The sequence below is a fragment of the Methanolobus vulcani genome, from assembly GCF_900100715.1.
GTDB lineage: Archaea > Halobacteriota > Methanosarcinia > Methanosarcinales > Methanosarcinaceae > Methanolobus > Methanolobus vulcani.
In genome coordinates this window covers 107,546-123,577 of record NZ_FNCA01000004.1, presented here as the reverse complement: position 1 = coordinate 123,577, position 16,032 = coordinate 107,546, and the positions used below count along the sequence as shown (strand labels likewise).

The 16,032-nt window shown below is 41.9% G+C and carries 20 protein-coding genes; 16 read left to right on the top strand and 4 right to left on the bottom strand.

Going from position 1 to position 16,032, the window contains the following annotated elements:
• Positions 1-34 precede the first annotated feature (34 nt).
• From BLP52_RS07185 to BLP52_RS07130, 12 genes are all read left to right on the top strand, one after another.
• Positions 35-322, top strand: a complete 288-nt coding sequence (locus tag BLP52_RS07185; protein WP_091709805.1) for a 50S ribosomal protein L37ae — start codon at positions 35-37, stop codon at positions 320-322.
• A gap of 6 nt (positions 323-328) precedes the next feature.
• Positions 329-466, top strand: a complete 138-nt coding sequence (locus tag BLP52_RS07180; protein ID WP_084323965.1) for a DNA-directed RNA polymerase subunit P — start codon at positions 329-331, stop codon at positions 464-466.
• A gap of 6 nt (positions 467-472) precedes the next feature.
• A complete protein-coding gene (locus tag BLP52_RS07175; protein ID WP_154717811.1) occupies positions 473-943 on the top strand; it encodes a Brix domain-containing protein in 471 nt (156 codons plus the stop codon).
• On the top strand, positions 934-1,170 hold the full coding sequence (locus BLP52_RS07170) for a KEOPS complex subunit Pcc1 (protein WP_091709803.1): 237 nt from the start codon (positions 934-936) through the stop codon (positions 1,168-1,170). The genes BLP52_RS07175 and BLP52_RS07170 overlap by 10 nt, the downstream gene beginning before the upstream one ends.
• A 126-nt stretch (positions 1,171-1,296) precedes the next feature.
• A complete protein-coding gene (locus BLP52_RS07165; RefSeq protein ID WP_091709802.1) occupies positions 1,297-1,650 on the top strand; it encodes a prefoldin subunit beta in 354 nt (117 codons plus the stop codon).
• A gap of 60 nt (positions 1,651-1,710) precedes the next feature.
• The gene (locus BLP52_RS07160; protein WP_091709801.1) at positions 1,711-2,709 is read left to right on the top strand and encodes a DHH family phosphoesterase; all 999 of its coding nucleotides are present in this window, start codon (positions 1,711-1,713) and stop codon (positions 2,707-2,709) included.
• A 19-nt stretch (positions 2,710-2,728) separates the two neighbouring features.
• Positions 2,729-4,033: a phenylacetate--CoA ligase family protein gene (locus tag BLP52_RS07155; RefSeq protein WP_091709800.1), complete on the top strand. Its 1,305-nt coding sequence runs from the start codon at positions 2,729-2,731 to the stop codon at positions 4,031-4,033.
• 43 nt (positions 4,034-4,076) lie between these two features.
• Positions 4,077-4,514 carry an ACT domain-containing protein gene (locus tag BLP52_RS07150; RefSeq protein WP_091709799.1) on the top strand — a complete coding sequence of 146 codons (438 nt, stop codon included), beginning with the start codon at positions 4,077-4,079 and terminating at the stop codon, positions 4,512-4,514.
• 140 nt (positions 4,515-4,654) lie between these two features.
• Entirely contained in the window at positions 4,655-5,731 is a 1,077-nt protein-coding gene (locus tag BLP52_RS07145; protein ID WP_091709798.1) for a cobalamin B12-binding domain-containing protein, read from the top strand.
• 151 nt (positions 5,732-5,882) lie between these two features.
• Positions 5,883-6,953, top strand: a complete 1,071-nt coding sequence (locus BLP52_RS07140) for an ATP-binding protein (protein WP_162272952.1) — start codon at positions 5,883-5,885, stop codon at positions 6,951-6,953.
• 101 nt (positions 6,954-7,054) lie between these two features.
• Positions 7,055-7,402, top strand: a complete 348-nt coding sequence (locus tag BLP52_RS07135) for a DUF2103 domain-containing protein (RefSeq protein ID WP_091709796.1) — start codon at positions 7,055-7,057, stop codon at positions 7,400-7,402.
• 10 nt (positions 7,403-7,412) lie between these two features.
• Positions 7,413-8,399 (top strand): methanogenesis marker 12 protein, encoded by a 987-nt coding sequence (locus BLP52_RS07130; protein ID WP_091709795.1) that lies wholly within the window; start codon positions 7,413-7,415, stop codon positions 8,397-8,399.
• A gap of 89 nt (positions 8,400-8,488) precedes the next feature.
• Here BLP52_RS07130 and BLP52_RS07125 read toward each other — a convergent pair whose 3' ends face one another.
• The 3 genes from BLP52_RS07125 to radC all read right to left on the bottom strand — a co-directional run bounded on the left by BLP52_RS07125 (position 8,489) and on the right by radC (position 11,732).
• The gene (locus BLP52_RS07125) at positions 8,489-10,042 is read right to left on the bottom strand and encodes a thiamine pyrophosphate-dependent enzyme (protein WP_091709794.1); all 1,554 of its coding nucleotides are present in this window, start codon (positions 10,040-10,042) and stop codon (positions 8,489-8,491) included.
• Between the two features lie 17 nt (positions 10,043-10,059).
• Positions 10,060-10,971, bottom strand: coding sequence for a methanogenesis marker protein 11 (mmp11, locus tag BLP52_RS07120; RefSeq protein WP_091709793.1), 912 nt, complete (start codon positions 10,969-10,971; stop codon positions 10,060-10,062).
• Between the two features lie 71 nt (positions 10,972-11,042).
• The gene (radC, locus tag BLP52_RS07115; protein WP_091709792.1) at positions 11,043-11,732 is read right to left on the bottom strand and encodes a RadC family protein; all 690 of its coding nucleotides are present in this window, start codon (positions 11,730-11,732) and stop codon (positions 11,043-11,045) included.
• 144 nt (positions 11,733-11,876) lie between these two features.
• On the opposite strand from radC, the gene BLP52_RS07110 reads away from it, so the two are divergent.
• Entirely contained in the window at positions 11,877-12,707 is an 831-nt protein-coding gene (locus BLP52_RS07110; protein WP_091709791.1) for a molybdopterin synthase, read from the top strand.
• A 48-nt stretch (positions 12,708-12,755) separates the two neighbouring features.
• Here BLP52_RS07110 and BLP52_RS07105 read toward each other — a convergent pair whose 3' ends face one another.
• Positions 12,756-13,166, bottom strand: coding sequence for an ArsR family transcriptional regulator (locus BLP52_RS07105; RefSeq protein WP_091709790.1), 411 nt, complete (start codon positions 13,164-13,166; stop codon positions 12,756-12,758).
• A gap of 175 nt (positions 13,167-13,341) precedes the next feature.
• Here BLP52_RS07105 and groES point away from each other — a divergent pair, with 175 nt between their 5' ends.
• The 3 genes from groES (at position 13,342) to BLP52_RS07090 (ending at position 15,884) form a co-directional block, all read left to right on the top strand.
• Positions 13,342-13,617, top strand: coding sequence for a co-chaperone GroES (gene groES / locus BLP52_RS07100; RefSeq protein ID WP_091709789.1), 276 nt, complete (start codon positions 13,342-13,344; stop codon positions 13,615-13,617).
• A gap of 31 nt (positions 13,618-13,648) precedes the next feature.
• The gene (gene groL / locus BLP52_RS07095; protein WP_091709788.1) at positions 13,649-15,256 is read left to right on the top strand and encodes a chaperonin GroEL; all 1,608 of its coding nucleotides are present in this window, start codon (positions 13,649-13,651) and stop codon (positions 15,254-15,256) included.
• 166 nt (positions 15,257-15,422) lie between these two features.
• Entirely contained in the window at positions 15,423-15,884 is a 462-nt protein-coding gene (locus tag BLP52_RS07090; protein WP_091709787.1) for an Hsp20/alpha crystallin family protein, read from the top strand.
• Positions 15,885-16,032: the final 148 nt, after the last annotated feature.

Genomic DNA, 16,032 nt, shown 5'->3' with positions numbered 1-16,032 from the left:
ATAATATTTACACCATTTCAAGGAGATAAGATTCATGGCAAAAAAATATACACGAAAAGGCCGAGTATCCAGGTCAGCCGGTAGATTTGGTACTCGCTATGGTAGAAGGGACCGTAAACTTGTGGCAGATCTTGAAGAAAAGATGCGTATGCCACACAAGTGCCCACAATGTGCACGTCCTAATGTTAAGAGAGCAGGTACAGGTATCTGGAAATGTACCAAATGTGATTACACTTTTGCAGGTGGCACATTCCTGCCTCAGACCAACGTCGGTAAGACAGTTGCACGTACAGTAAAGAAGGCTACAGAAGCATTAGAGTAGGTGAGTATGGCCTATAAATGTACAAGATGCAAGAGAAACGTTGAGATCGACTACGAGTATACAGGTATTCGTTGTCCTTACTGTGGACACCGTATCCTTGTGAAAGAGCGTCCAACAACTATCAAACGCATCAAAGCAGAGTAAGAAGCGATGTATATCACTTCTTCTCGCAAACCTTCTGCCGGAACGCGTACTTTATGTAAGCATCTGGCATCTTTTTTCGGTTTCGAGTACTTTAACCGAGGTAAGATGAGCATGGGTGAGGTCTTAAGCCTCTCTCATGATAATCCCCTTATTATTGTCGGTGAATATCATGGTAATCCTGGAAGCTTAGCTTTTTATGACCGGGAAGGGTTCTGTGCTCTTTCAATTTATATTACCGTACTGGAAGCTCCTTCTAATTATCCAAAGAGATCTAAATCATTTCCTTTAATTGATGGTGATAATGAATTAGTACCACTGATCAATGATATAGTAGTTCCGGAAGACTCAATATCTTCAAATTTGTTGTCTCTTATAATTTCAGGAAATCAACTGGATTTCAAAGAAGGTGAAAATGAGCTTTTCAGTCTCAGAATGAAGAGCTACAAGGTTTTTGAGGTCGATGAAGAATGCTGCTGACTTCTCACTCTGTTTTTGAAACACCTGCAGCTTCACGTATTTACAGATCACTTAAACCTGAAATTGAAAGTCAGGTGACTGAACGGTCATCTGTTGATATGAAAGTTCAAAATTCAACACTTTTTCTGGAAATAAGGTCGGATGATCTTGTTGCCATGCGTTCAACTCTTAATACATGGTTGCGTCTCATACAGGTTGCGTCCGAGACAGCAGACTGTCTTGTTTAATATCAATTGTTTGTAATTGCAACAATTATTCTGTATCTTATTCTCTCTTTCATTCCTGTTTTTGCATTAATGTACATAGAAACATTAAAATCACTTCAGGTTTATTGGTATGCCAGGTGAAACCAAATGAGTACGCAAATACCCCCACAGATACAGAACCAGCTTGCACAGTTGCAGCAGGTTCAGCAGCAGGCGCAGTCCCTTGCCATGCAGAAATCTCAGATCGAGTCCATGCAAAAAGAAGCTGAAATGGCACTTGAAGAGCTGGATAAACTGCCTGATGATGTTGTAATTTATCGCAGTATCGGTGAATTGCAGGTTAAATCAAACAAGGAAGAGTCTGTGTCCAAACTGAATGAAAAAGTAGAAACTCTTTCACTCAGGTTACAATCCATTTCCAGACAGGAAGAAAGGATATCAAAACGTTTCACACAACTTCAGGAACAGATTGAACAGTCTATGGGGAACCAGGCACAGTAAGCCTGTTCTCTATTTCTGATGACATGCTGGTATAAGCACCGGCAATGTTCAGAGGTTTCCATGCGAGTTGAAGAAACGGAGTTTTACAATAAGCTTCTGGATTATAATAATATCCTTTATCTTTGTCATCGGAACGCTGATCCGGATGCGGTAAGCAGTGCTTTTGCATTATCTGAAGCCATTGGTGGAACAATCGGGCTTGTTGATGGATGTAACCGGGTTGCTTCCCTTATTATTGATAAACTTGACATTGACGTGGTCGAGAAACCCGATCCGTCAGAATATGACATTACTCTTGTAGTTGACACTTCAACCAGTTCTCAGCTTAATGACATCAAACTTGGCAAATACTGTGTGATAGATCATCACGCAACAACCGCTCTTATCGAAAATGCCGAGTTCTATCTGCACCGTCATGCAACATCCACTGCTGAGATGGTCTTTGATATTCTCAGGTCCATGGGTGCACCGGTAATGCGCCGTACTGCTATGGGTCTGCTTACCGGTATAATCACTGATACAGGCCATTTTAAACACGCTACACAGGAAACATTCAGGACGGTTTCTGAAATAATCACCTGTAGTGGAGTTGAATATGCAGATGTATTGGAGATGATGGCAGCAACCCCGCAGGATATATCCATGCGCATAGCAATGTTAAAATGTGCTACCCGTGCAAACATTGAAAGGGTTGATGACTGGCTGCTGGTGGATTCACATGTGAATTCATTTGGCGGTGCAGCTTCATCAATGTTCCTCAATATCGGTGCTGATGTGGCTCTCATAGGAACATCCCGTGATGCTAATATCAGGGTCAGTGGAAGAGCCAAGCGTGAAGCTGTTGCTGCAGGTGTCAATCTGGGAAAGATAATGGAAGATATAAGCCAGAATTATGATGGTACCGGAGGAGGTCATGCGGGCGCTGCTGGAATAGATGTAGTTGCCGACATGGATACCATTTTAGGTGAATGCAAAGACAGGATACGTAATATCCTCAAAGGCAAACCCAATCCTTCTATATGTGACTCACTGAATGATGAATGTCACGAATCTGAATAATTGATAAAGGGGCAATTAGATGATAGAATACTGGAACCCATTGATGGAAAGGATGCCAGTTGATGAACTGGAGAGGATGCAGGAGAATAAACTCAAAAACCTGGTAAACTATGTCTACCAGCACTCGGATTTCTACAAAAAGAGATTTGATGAAGCAGGTGTCAAACCTGAAGACATCCAGACACTTGATGACCTGAAAAAATTACCTTTCACATACAAGTCCGATCTAAGAGATACGTATCCTACAGGAATGTTCTGTGTTCCTAACGAACAGCTTACACGTTTCCATGTATCCTCAGGAACCACTGGAAAGCCAACTGTTGTAGGTTACACAAAGAATGATATCCAGGCATGGAACACATCCCTTGCAAGAGCTCTCACCTCAATTGGTGTGGGTCGTGGGGATATTATTCAGGTAAGCTATGGATATGGTCTTTTCACAGGCGGATTGGGACTGCACTACGGTGCTGAAGAAGTGGGCTCTACAGTTCTTCCTACAAGTTCTGGAAATACCGAAAAACAGCTTGAGCTTATGCAGGATCTTGGCAGCACAGCAATTGCCTGTACTCCATCTTACTTCCTCTTCATGAGTGAAGTTGCAAACCAGAATGGTATCAGCATACAGAATGACACTAAGCTTAAGGCCGGGATCTTCGGTGCAGAGCCATGGTCAGAGGAAATGAGAGCAAGGATCGAGGAAGCAACAGGTATCAAAGCCTACGACATCTACGGTACTTCAGAACTCAGTGGTCCTCTCTGTACTGAATGCCAGTTCCAGGAAGGTATCCACATCTGGGCTGACATGTTCCTTCTCGAAGTAATTGACCCTGCAACAGGTGAGCAGTTAGGCGATGGTGAGCGCGGAGAGCTTGTGATCACAACCCTTGCAAAGGAAGCACTTCCACTTATCAGGTATCGCATTGGTGATATCACTATCATTAACAAGGAACCATGCAAATGTGGTCGTACACACCCACGTATCATGAGGGTACTTGGACGTGCAGATGACATGCTTATCGTGCGTGGGATCAATGTATTCCCAGGACAGGTAGAATCTGTACTGATGACAATTCCTGAAGTTGGGGAGCACTTCATGATAATCGTGGACAGGGTGAATGAACTTGATATCATGACAATTCAGATTGAGATGACTGATGAAGCATTCAGTGACAAGGTTAATGATATGATCAATCTTGAAAAGAAGGTTCAGGCTGCTCTTAAGAACGTGCTTAATCTGGCAGTTAAGGTCGAGCTTGTTGAGAAGGGAACGATCCCACGTTCAATGGGTAAAGCCAAAAAAGTGATAGACAACAGAAAGCTATAAACGCTTATGCCACATAACTTCTAATAAAAATGCAGGTGTTAATATGGAAGAAAAAATAATCAAGCAGATATCACTTTTCGCTGAGAACAAGCCAGGTCGCCTTGCCAATATTGCAACAAACTTCAGGAATGCAGGTATTAACATAAGAGCTTTTACTATTGCTGAAGCCGGGGATTTCGGTATCATCAGGATGGTAGTTGACAAGCCGGACCTCGCTCATGAAGTTCTTCATGATGCAGGATTTACGGTTTCTGAGACCAGTGTTCTGGGTATAGAAATGGAAGATGTTCCTGGGGGCCTGGGTAAGATCGCTGATGTGCTTGGTGGTCAGAGTATCAACATTGATTATGCCTATGCCTTTGTTACAAAGACCGAGAAGGCACTTCTTATCCTCAGGGTCAATGATATTGAGGGAGCTATCAAGGTCCTTAACGGCGCAGGTGTAAAGCTCATCGATATGGCAGATATTCAGGAAATCTGATTTTCTGAATATATTTTCTTTAATTTGCTTTTTTCCATAATATTTTTCTTTCAATCTGTCGTTTGTTCTTATTTCATTCTAACACTATTATATTATTGATATAGAGAACTATATATATTAATATGTTCTAATTAAATGACATGTTGGAAGAAGGGGACCTGTCAACATGTTTGTTGAATGAGCTTGATCAGATTGCAAATGAAATTGTAGATCTGCATTATGAAAGAATTCCTGATCTATATTTAAAATATGGCAGTTCAGGGAAAAAGAAAAGCATCGCTGATGTAAAACATCATCTAATCTTTCTTGAAAATGCCTGTAAGTATGAAAGTCCTGAACTTTTCATGGCATATATTGATTGGTTAAAAATTCTCTTTAAACATCTTGGTCTTCCTTCTTCTTATATGCTTGATAATCTTGACGTGATCAGAGAGGTTCTTGGATCAAGAGATGATCTGAATAATTCAAAGATACTTTTTGATATACTTGACAGTGGAAAAGATAGGCTATTGTCAGATACACCCGTATTGTCCTGCTATCTTGAAAAAAGCAAGCTACCTTCACTTGTAAAAGAATACAATTCTTTTCTGCTTGAAAATGATGAAAAGGGAGCATACCGACTCATAATTCAGGCAGTGGAACAGGGAATAGATATAAAGGATATATATCTCAATATCTTCCAGTGTTCCCAATTAGAAATAGGAAGGCTATGGCAACTGAATTCTATCAGTGTTGCAAAAGAACATTTCTGCACCGCTGCAACACAGAAGATAATGGCACAACTCTATCCTTATGTTCTTTCCAGGTCGGGCAATAAGCATGGTGTAGTGGCTGCATGTGTCGGAACCGAACTTCATGAGATGGGAATGAGAATGGTTGCAGACTTTTTTGAGATGGAAGGCTGGAACACTTGTTATCTGGGAGCAAATACTCCTGTGGAGAGCATTATTCGCACGGTTGCTGAAGTTCAGGCAGATCTGTTACTTTTATCTGTTACTATGGTAGGCCATCTGAATATGCTGAGTGATGTCATAAGACGAATAAGGGAAGATGAAAGGATCAATGATATTCTCATAATTGTGGGTGGATATCCTTTCAATGTGGACCGGGATCTATGGAAAAAAGTAGGTGCTGATGCTTATGCTCGCAATGCCCGGAAAGCAGTTGAAATTGCGGATACACTGGTCGATGGATTAAGTAGACAGGAAGTATCATGAGCGTAGTATATTGACATGATGTTCCGGGAAAAGGTAAATGAATATGAAATTAATAACTTCTGAATCTCATGTAAGATTGAACAGACAGCCTGAATATGATTCATGTTGCAGTCTCACTATTCCTGGACAAAGCATTTATGATAGGCTCAGCATGCTTAACAATGAGCTTGTCAATATCCAGCGTGAGCTTATTAAAAAGAACCTGCAGATCGAATTTCAGAACAAAAGATTCAGGCAAACAATAGGCAATATCACTGATTCAATAGCTATAATTGGTCCTGACCGAAAAATAAAGTTCATAAATGACTCTTTCAAAAGGATGCTCGAAATAAAAGGTCATTCAAATATCGAAGGTGATATATGCGCTTTGATCGGTATTCGTTATGCAGATGTTGATGATGTTTGTGATTTCAGGGAAATGATGGGCCTGGTAGAAGGTGGCAGTTCTTTTTGCCAAGATGTGATACTTGTTCATAATGATGGTTGTGAACAGCATGTTGAGATGAATATTTCTAGAATAGAAGGTAATGCTAACCAGGATAGCGACCTTTTACTTGTTTTTCATGATATTGATCAGCGTAAGAAACTTGAGTACCAGCAGGCTGAAATGAATGAGTTCCTGCGGGTAATAAACAGCATTCTTCGTCATGATATTTCCAATGACCTTGCTGTTGTGAGGATGTCACTTGACATGATGGTGACTGATGAGAACTGGGATATAGCTAAAAAAGCCATAAAGAGTGTGGATAAATGTGTTCAGTTGATGACAAGGATGCAAGAACTTGAATCTGCTCTATTCTCTGATGAAAGTTTGAAATCCTTTAATCTGAGAGGAGTGGTTGCTTCAGTTCTGGAGAATTATGATGTGGACTTTTGTCTTGAAGGCAATTGCATGGTAGCAGGTGATGAGGCTTTGTATTCGGTCTTCGACAATATGATCTCTAACTCGATTACTCATGGACATGCTGACAGAATAGATGTCTCAATAAAGGGAAATAAGAACTTCTGTGAAGTTTCAGTTGCAGATGATGGTATAGGTATTCCTCTGGAGGTTCAGTCCATGGTATTTGATAAGAATTTCAAATATGGTTCCCGCGGCCACACAGGTATTGGTCTGTATATTGTAAAGAAAATAATTGAACGCTATGGTGGCGAAGTAACCCTTCGCACTAACGTTCCATCAGGTACGATATTTGATCTAAAATTACCGATATCGTTGTGATATTAAAAAATTTTATGATTCATGCTCTCTTCCTGTTTTTGTAAGTAGGTGCAGGACTGAACCACTAATATTTTATATGACCTGTTGTCATTCCAATTGAAATGACGGATACTATCAATTCAAAAGGAGTTCGCAAGCCAGAGTGCAAACTCGGTGGTTCTCATACTACTATTATTGGCGGACGTGCAGGTAAAAAGATAGTGTCCTTGCTGAGTCAGCATCCTTCTGTCAAAAAAATGATCCCTTCTGTGATCACTGTTAAAGGAAAAAGTAATTCCGGTGGAAAACTAACTGCCAGGGTACAGAGGCCGGATGACAGGGGAAACCTGCGACTTCTTCTTTCACACGGTACATCTTTCCAGGAACTGCGCATTATCACAAATGTGGGCAGTTTTGAGGAAGGTGAACATGTAATGGAAGAGCTTAATTCATTATTATCAGATATTTAAGGTGAAATTTATGTTCATTGGAATAGATCATGGTACCACTGCAATGCGTTTTGCTGCACTTTTTCCTGACGGGAAGGTGCTGAGACTTGAGATTCCAAGGACTGATGCTGCCGAGATGACTCAGTCCCAGCTTATATCTTCAATGGAAACTGCTTTCGGGATAAGTTCTTCAGATATTTCCCTCATGGCTGTGACCTATTCAATGGGGGATGGCATAAAGGATATAGAGGACATAGCTACTGTTAAAAACCGTGGTGTCAAGAGTATAGAAGGTGCCGGTAAGAAAACAGGTGGTGGGGGTCTTGTTTTTGATTCCATAAGATCTTCTGCTATTCCTGCTGTTGTTATTCCGGGTATCCATGAAAACAGCGACACAGACTCCCGCCTCAATATTTTCTCACATTCCACCAGTCCTGAAAAAATAGGTATCGCTTACCATGCATTTGCTCTTGGATTCAGTGACTTTGTGCTTTCCGATATAAGCTCGAATACTGTTACTGTGGCGGTTGCAAACGGAAAACTTATCGGTGCCATAGATGCCTGTATATTTGCTCCGGGATTGCAGCATGGGCCACTGGATGTGCAAGCTCTCAGGGATGTTGATGCAGGCAAGATAAGTGCTAATGAGGCGTTTGTAAATTCGGGTGTTCTCAAACACACTTCTTTCTCAGATAGACATGAACTCATTAAAGCGGCAGAAGATGGGGATTCTCAGGCCATGTTGGCCATGGATAGTATCGCACTTTTTGCAGCCATGGAAATTGCAGGTATGCAGCTTCTGATGAAGGAGTACGGTTCCGTTGGTGAAGTTATTATCGAAGGTTCCGTTGGCGAGGTTCCTGAGGTCGTGAAAAAGATAGAAACACATCTTGACGTTAAAGCCCATGTACTTGACAGATGGAGTGCTGCTATTGGTTGTGCAGAGATCGCACGTGATATCCATTCAGGTTCAAGCAAAATTCTGGGTTTAAATGTCAATTTCAAGAATAAGCGCTAATAACTTCTGTTTGAAATTTTAAATTATAAACTTAAAACTATAAATTTCAAACAATTTGTTTTAAACAACAAATTTGAAACATCAAACAATTAGTTTTTTGTACACTTGCCTTCAATATAGATCACAGAAACGCCCTTTGTGTTTAATTTTTTCTGTATCATATCTTTAATATTTTCTGAGCAAGCTTCTTTTCCTTCCAAATCCTGCATCTCATCGATATTTATGCAGGTTGTATCAGATACAAGTGATGTTACAACTCCTTTCAGGTCAGGTGCACTTTGTCCTCCTGTCATTGCAGCAACATCATTCTGAAGTATGATCGCAAGGATGTCAAAGCCAGCATCAACTGCGTTAATGAGTCCGATAATACCGGAATGTGCAAGCCCGAAGTCTCCGATAACTGCTATTCCCTTTCCTGGAAAACCACAGGCAGTTGATATTGCACCACCAAGTGCAAATCCTGTATCAACTGCATTTAATGGGTCGGGTGCTGTACGTATGGAGCATCCCATATCACCTGCAACGGGTTGAATGTCGTGGAGGATGTTGTAAAGTGGCATGAACGGACAATCACTGCATATTGGTCTTGAGCCTCTGCTGAGAATAGTCTGAATATCTGTGTATTTTGAGACTTTGTCATTATCGATGTTCTCAAAAGCAAACTCAACATGTTCCTTTTCTGTCATGCCAAAAGGCAGATGGCCGGTCCTTTTTCCAAGGATACTGTCGCAGCCTGTCCTGATTTGTGATTCGATGAAAGCTTCACTTTCTTCCACAACAAGTATGCGTTCATGTTTTTCTATGAAACTTTTAATCAGTTCCACAGGAAATGGCGTAACCATTCCAAGACCCAAGTGTGAATAAGAAGAATAAACTACCTGCGTGGAAAGTATCTCATCTACAATTAGCGAAGGATAACCTGATGAGATTATTCCAACTTTGTCACTATTGATTGAAATATGGTTGGAACGTGAGTTCTCAGCTTCATGAATAAGGATAGGTTCAGATTCAATATGGAATCTCTGGTGTTTACCATGCATGGTAAGTTTCCAGATGTCCCTGTCTAGAAGCTTTTCTTCCTGTTTTGCTTTTGAGTTTATCTGTGACCTGCTGACCTTCTGTTTTTCCTTTTCAAGCCTGTCGGTAATTCTCATAATAACAGGTACCTTCGCTTCCTCAGAGAGTTCAAAAGCCCTGCTCAGTGAATCATAAGCATCCCGGGGTGTTGCAGGGTCAAAGACAGCAGTCTCGGCAATAGCTCCGTAGAATCTGGAATCCTGCTCGTTCTGTGATGCTTTTGCTGCCGGGTCATCGCCTGCAAGTATCACAAGCCCTGAACCGATAGTGTGCATCATTGCTGTCATAAGGGGGTCGGAAAGCACATTCATTCCTACGTGCTTGACCATCACCATGGAGCGACGTCCGGTAACTGATGCTCCAAGTGCAGCTTCCATGGCTGCTTTCTCATTGGTGAACCAGTGAATATTATAGTTATTGCAGTTACTGGGATCTTTATTCTCAAAAAAGTAGTCTGCAACTGCAGTCATGGGATATCCGGCAACAGCAGTAATGAACCTCACATTGCTGTCAAGTGCTGCAAGGAAAATTGCTTCAAGGCCGGTTATATCCTCATTGTTAGTCATATATTGGTTAATATTGATTATTCAAGTTGAGCTTTCAGTTTGACTGACTCATCTGGTTGTGCAAACCATGCCAGTGATGCAAGAGCACCTATGACACCGTTGCCGTCAAGCCAGATATCAACACCGTTATCTTTTGCATACTGGATGGCGTATTCTTTTGTAAGCTCTCCGCTACGACATTTTGTGCTATATTCATTTATCTTTTTTGCATCAAAGTCTGAGAGTACAACCATTCCGGTCTCATCTGAAACACTGTATTTCAGGAGGGCTGCCTTAACACTTTCAAGCAATTCCTGCTTTGCGTTTTCATCCACACATCCGAATTCAAGAACCGTGGAAACACAATTCTGGGTTCTTGCGGATACCGGAAAAAGCTGTACTAGTGAGTGTGACAGGTAAATTGATTCGTTACAGTCCAGTGCCTTTGCCATATTGTGGGTAAGTGTCCAGGTAGCACCTTCTTCCTTGGTGTCAGTGTCATCGATCCCTATGAGCACTCTTTCCCTTTTAGGAACTACGATGGTACCTTTTGCAGCACGACCTCCGCCAGATTCGGTGTAGTTACAGCGAAGCACGCCGTCGGCAAATGCCCTGCATTTGGTGGCACCCACTCCGCCCCCTCCAAGCCCTGCATAGGTAATGTGGACTTCATCTCCTTCCACTACCACGGACTCAATTCCTGCAGCTGCTGTGGATGGTTTCAGCTCAAGGGTTGAAGTGCCTGTCTTTACGATGTATCTTATCATGTTCCCTATGGAACGTGTATCAAGGATAAGCGGCGAGTGAGAATAATGGAACTTAGACCATGCAGCACCGCCATAACAGTTCGAATGCTCAATGATCTCAGCATATTCGTTTTTACTGTCGCATATTGCGTATATGCCCCTGTATGGAGTGATATAGGGGTCACTAAGTTCAATCTCTTTCATTTGGGACTTAAATGCAAGTCAATACCTTAAATGTTTTGTTTGTCCGGATGGTCTGCTGAGTTGTCAGATATTTATCGCACATACCCTTCATCCTTCAAACTGACATATCTTCCGTCTCCTATAACCACATGATCCAGCACATCGATGCCAAGAAGCTTACCACCTTCAACAAGTTTCTCGGTAACTGCAATATCCTCTCTGCTTGGTGTAGGGTCGCCGGATGGATGATTATGTGAAAGAATAACTGAAGCACAGGATTCCATGAGTGCTGCCTTGAAAACTTCTCTTGGATGAACTATATTTGCATTCAGGCTGCCGATAGAGATAAGTTCCTCCCGGATCACCTGATTCTTAGTGTCAAGCAAAAGCGCTACAAGTCTTTCTCTCTTGTGTTCTCGCATTCCGGGATAAAGAATTGAATAGACGTCTGCAGGTGACCTTATCTTTCTTTTCGGTTCGTCGGAGAATCCTTCAAGTTTGCGGGCAAGTTCAAAGATAGCAGCTATCTGTGATGCCTTTGCAGTACCAATACCGTGAATTTTGGTGAGATTTGTAATGTTGGCCTGGCTGAGTTGCTTGATATTATATTCTGAGAAAATACGGCTGCACATGTTAACAACATTCTCTTTTTGTGATCCGGTTCTCAGGATTATTGCCAGCAGTTCTGCATTTGAAAGTGCCTCAGGGCCATATTTCAGTAGTCTTTCCCTGGGCCGTTCGTCCATTGGCATATCATGTATACTGATCTTGTACTCACTCATTGTTATGGGTACAAAATTCAAGGATATAAATTAATCGTAATTATCATATTATAATTTACTCTAAATCTAAAAAATAGTTTGTATGAATGTGCTGGCTGCTGTTTGCGCTGTGTACTTATAGAATGACTCTCCATAATTCCCTTTATGAAAGTCATTTGTGTTGCAGGATATAAGAACTCAGGCAAAACAACTCTGGTCACCCGCCTTGTAGAAGCTCTTTCAGAACATGGAAAAGTTGGAACTGTAAAACAGATGCTGCATCATCGTTTTAATCCCCAGGACACTGACACGGGTAAACACTTTGATGCAGGCGCTGATCTGGTTGCAGCAATAACAGACACTGAGCTTGTAATTATAAAGCGAGATCCTACTCTTGAGGACGCCCTGAACTCTCTTGCAGACAACGGAGCAGACTTTGCAATAGTTGAAGGTGCAAAAAGCAGTGATCTTCCGAAGATCTTCCTTGGTGAACCGGAAGTATCTGATGAAATTTCTAACATACTTGTCAAACTACCTGAAAGGTCAGATTGGGATTTTGCTCCTGTTGTGGAGCTTATCCTTGACCAGCCTGAATGGGTCACACTGGACTCTCTTATCAGAAAAGTACGCTCCAATCCTGATATGCGCCTTTCTGGAGGTATCGCAACATTTACCGGAATAGTCCGCCGTATCAATGATAATGTGGAAACAACTGCCATCGATTTTGAAAAATATGAAGGTGTTGCCGACAGGGCTATTGAAAAGATATGCTTTGACATGAAACAGAAAGACAACATAATTGATGTATTGATCCATCACAAGACTGGATTGATAAGATCGGGCGAGGACATTGTTTATATAGTCGTAGCTGCCGCTCACCGGCAGGAGCTTTTCCAGACACTCATCGCTGCACTTGAGCGCATAAAAGAAGACGTTCCAATTTGGAAAAAAGAGTATACCATTGAAGGCGACTTCTGGGTTCACGATAAACTCTGAATTTGAGCAATAAATCGCTTTTCATAAAAATAAATGAGTGAAGATGGTTCATCTGTTCTTCAGACCCATCTGTTCATCAATTTCTTCGGCTATTTCTTCAAGTTCCTGGAAAATACGCTCGGAATCCTTTCGCATTTCCTGTACTGCGGCCTTAAGACTTCCTCCACGAATGTACAACCCTCTTTTTTCCCTGTAGATAAGACCTGAGTTGATAAGGTTCCTTATGTGGTGGTTCACTCTGGACTGGTTGACCTCAATACTCCTGGCTATTATATCTGATGATATCTTATCTTGGTTTTCTGCCAGCTGCTGAAGAAGATCAAGTACTATCTGTGTAGCAAGATTTTCTGTGTCCCTTCCGGAAGATAATCCGAAACTGTTACAGAACCAGCGAATATCTTCTTCCAGCTTTTTTTCCCTGGGCTTTTCCAGATTTATCAGGATTATCTGTTGTGGCATAGGATTAGTCTATCTTGCATGTCGTATATAATCTTATCTGTGTAAAATCGAAATGATATCGATAAAAACGAGAAAAAAGCCATTTTTTGCAAAAAGTTTATATATGAAGTGTGGAATATTATTGCTCAGTTAACCGGAACTTTCCGGTTAGATGATAATTGGAGGAAAATAAACGATGATTATCAGGCCAATTGGTGAGAGAGTCTTGATTAAATCTGTAAAAAAGGCAGAGGTCACTGAAAGTGGAATTTACATCCCTGATTCCGCGCAGGAAGAGAAAAAAGAAGGAATCATAGTCGCAGTGGGAGCATATGAGGACGGCAAAGAACTTCCATTAAAAGCCGGCCAACGTGTTATCTACGGCGGTTACAAGAGTGACGAGATAGACATTGATGGTGAACTTCATATATTCCTTGATTTCAAGGATGTCTTAGCAGTAGTTGAGGAATAGCAATACTAAGGGAACTGATGAGGAAATATCTATGTCAAAACAGATAATGTTCGATGAGGATGCACGTAAGGCATTGTTAAGTGGTGTAGATAAGGTAGCAAACACTGTGAAGATCACACTTGGTCCAAAGGGTCGTAATGTTGTCCTTGACAAACCAGGCAGTCCGGTTGTAACCAATGATGGTGTGACCATTGCCAAAGAGATTGAACTTAAGGATAAGTTCGAGAACATGGGTGCAAAGCTTGTAAAAGAGGTCGCATCAAAAACTCAGGACAATACTGGTGACGGAACGACCACTGCAACCTTGCTTGCACAGTCAATGATAAGAGAAGGATTAAAGAATATCAGTGCCGGTGCAAATCCTATAGAGGTCAAAAAAGGCATTGAAAAAGCAACCGAAAAGGTCGTTGCAAGCCTCAAGGAAAAGAGCAAGGATGTAAAGGATAAAGGAAAAATTCTCCAGGTTGCGACAATCTCAGCAAACAACGATGAGGTTGTTGGTGAGTTCATTGCAGATGCAATGGAAAAAGTGGGTTACAACGGTGTGATCACAGTTGAGAATTCCAAAACCATGGAAACACACCTCGAAGTTGTGGAAGGTATGCAGTTTGACCGCGGTTTCGTGTCACCATACATGGCAACAGACCAGGAGAAGATGACCTGTGAGTTCGAGGACCCCTACGTCCTGATAACAGATCGCAAGATCAACACTATGAGCCAGATCATCCCTGTGCTTGAGAAGGTTGCCAAGGAAGGCAGACCACTTGTCATGATCGCACAGGACGTCGAAGGCGACGCACAGGCCGCATTGATATTGAACATCATTCGCGGTTCACTGCGTGTATGTGCTGTGAAGGCTCCGGGATTCGGAGATGAGCAAAAGGCAATGCTTGAGGATATTGCAATTCTCACAGGCGGTATGGTGATCAGCGAAGATAAGGGAATGAAGATCGAGGAATTCGCAGAACACATGCTTGGAACTGCACGCAAGGTCAATATCGACAAGAACAAGACAACCATCATCGAAGGCAAAGGTGACAAAGCTGAAATCGAAAAGAGAATGCAGCTTATCGAGTCACAGATCAATGTCACAGATGCAGAGTTCAAGAAGAAAGAACTAAAAAAGCGTCTTGCAAAACTTGGCGGCGGCGTAGCTGTCATTAAGGTAGGAGCTGTAACAGAAACCGAACTCAAGGAAAAGAAGATGCGGATCGATGACGCCCTTAATGCTACAAAGGCTGCCGTTGAGGAAGGTGTGGTTGCCGGCGGTGGAATTTCACTGTTCCGTGCAATATCTGTGCTTGACGGTCTGGAACTTGAAGGTGAGCAGGAAATTGGTCTTAAGATTGTCAAACGTGCGCTGGAAGAACCTATCCGTCAGATCTCACTGAATGCCGGAAGGGATGGCGCTGAGATAATTGCACAGATCAGAAGTGAGTCTAATGAGCAGTACGGTTACAACGCCAAGAAAGATGTCTTTGAAGACCTCTTTGAGGCTGGTGTTATTGACCCGACAAAGGTTGTCAGAAGCGGATTACAAAATGCCGCATCCATTGCGGCTATGATCCTGACAACTGAGGCGGTTGTAGCTGACTTTGACGATGAGAAGGATGAGAGAACGTCTGCGATCATAATCTGATCGTTCTCTTATCTTTATTTATTCAACAAATATCACAAAAGAGAAAAAAGAGGTGGAGAACCGACATTTCGAATTTAACTGAAAATCACAGTAAATTTAAAAAAGAATTGTACAGCCTGACGAGCAAAGAACAACAAAATATCCATGAGAGAAAAGGAGTGATAGTATGAGATTTGGTCTGACAAAAGTGACACCTGCAAGGGGTGGATTATGGAACCCTATGGAAGAGATCGTGCAGATGCAGGATATGCTGAACAACATGTTCAAAGAGAGAAGTTTCGGGGAGAGATGGTCAGAAACCGGAATACTTGCACCACTTGTGGATGTAAAGGACGAAGGTTCCGAATTACTTGTGACCACTGATCTCCCGGGAGTTGAGAAAGGTGACGTTGACCTTGATGTCAGTGATAACATGCTGACTATATCTGCAAACAGAAACTCTGTAAATGAGGAAAAGGACGAAGGCTACCTTAGAAGGGAGCGGACTTACAGTTCATTCTCAAGGACTGTGACCTTACCAAATGCAGTCTCTGTCGAAGGTGCAAAGGCAAAACTTGAGAATGGTGTGCTTTCCGTAACTTTGCCAAAGATGCAGATTGAAGAAAACAAAAAGATACTCATCGAATAGATGGGTTCATAAGTGAGTAACATTCCTGTATAGCTGCGGCAATGGCCGTTTGCTATCATGTTTTTTATTTACTCATTCCGGGTTCAGACATGGCCCAGAAAAACGTGTCAAAAAGGATTTAAGTTAAAATTAAAAATTAATAAAAGGG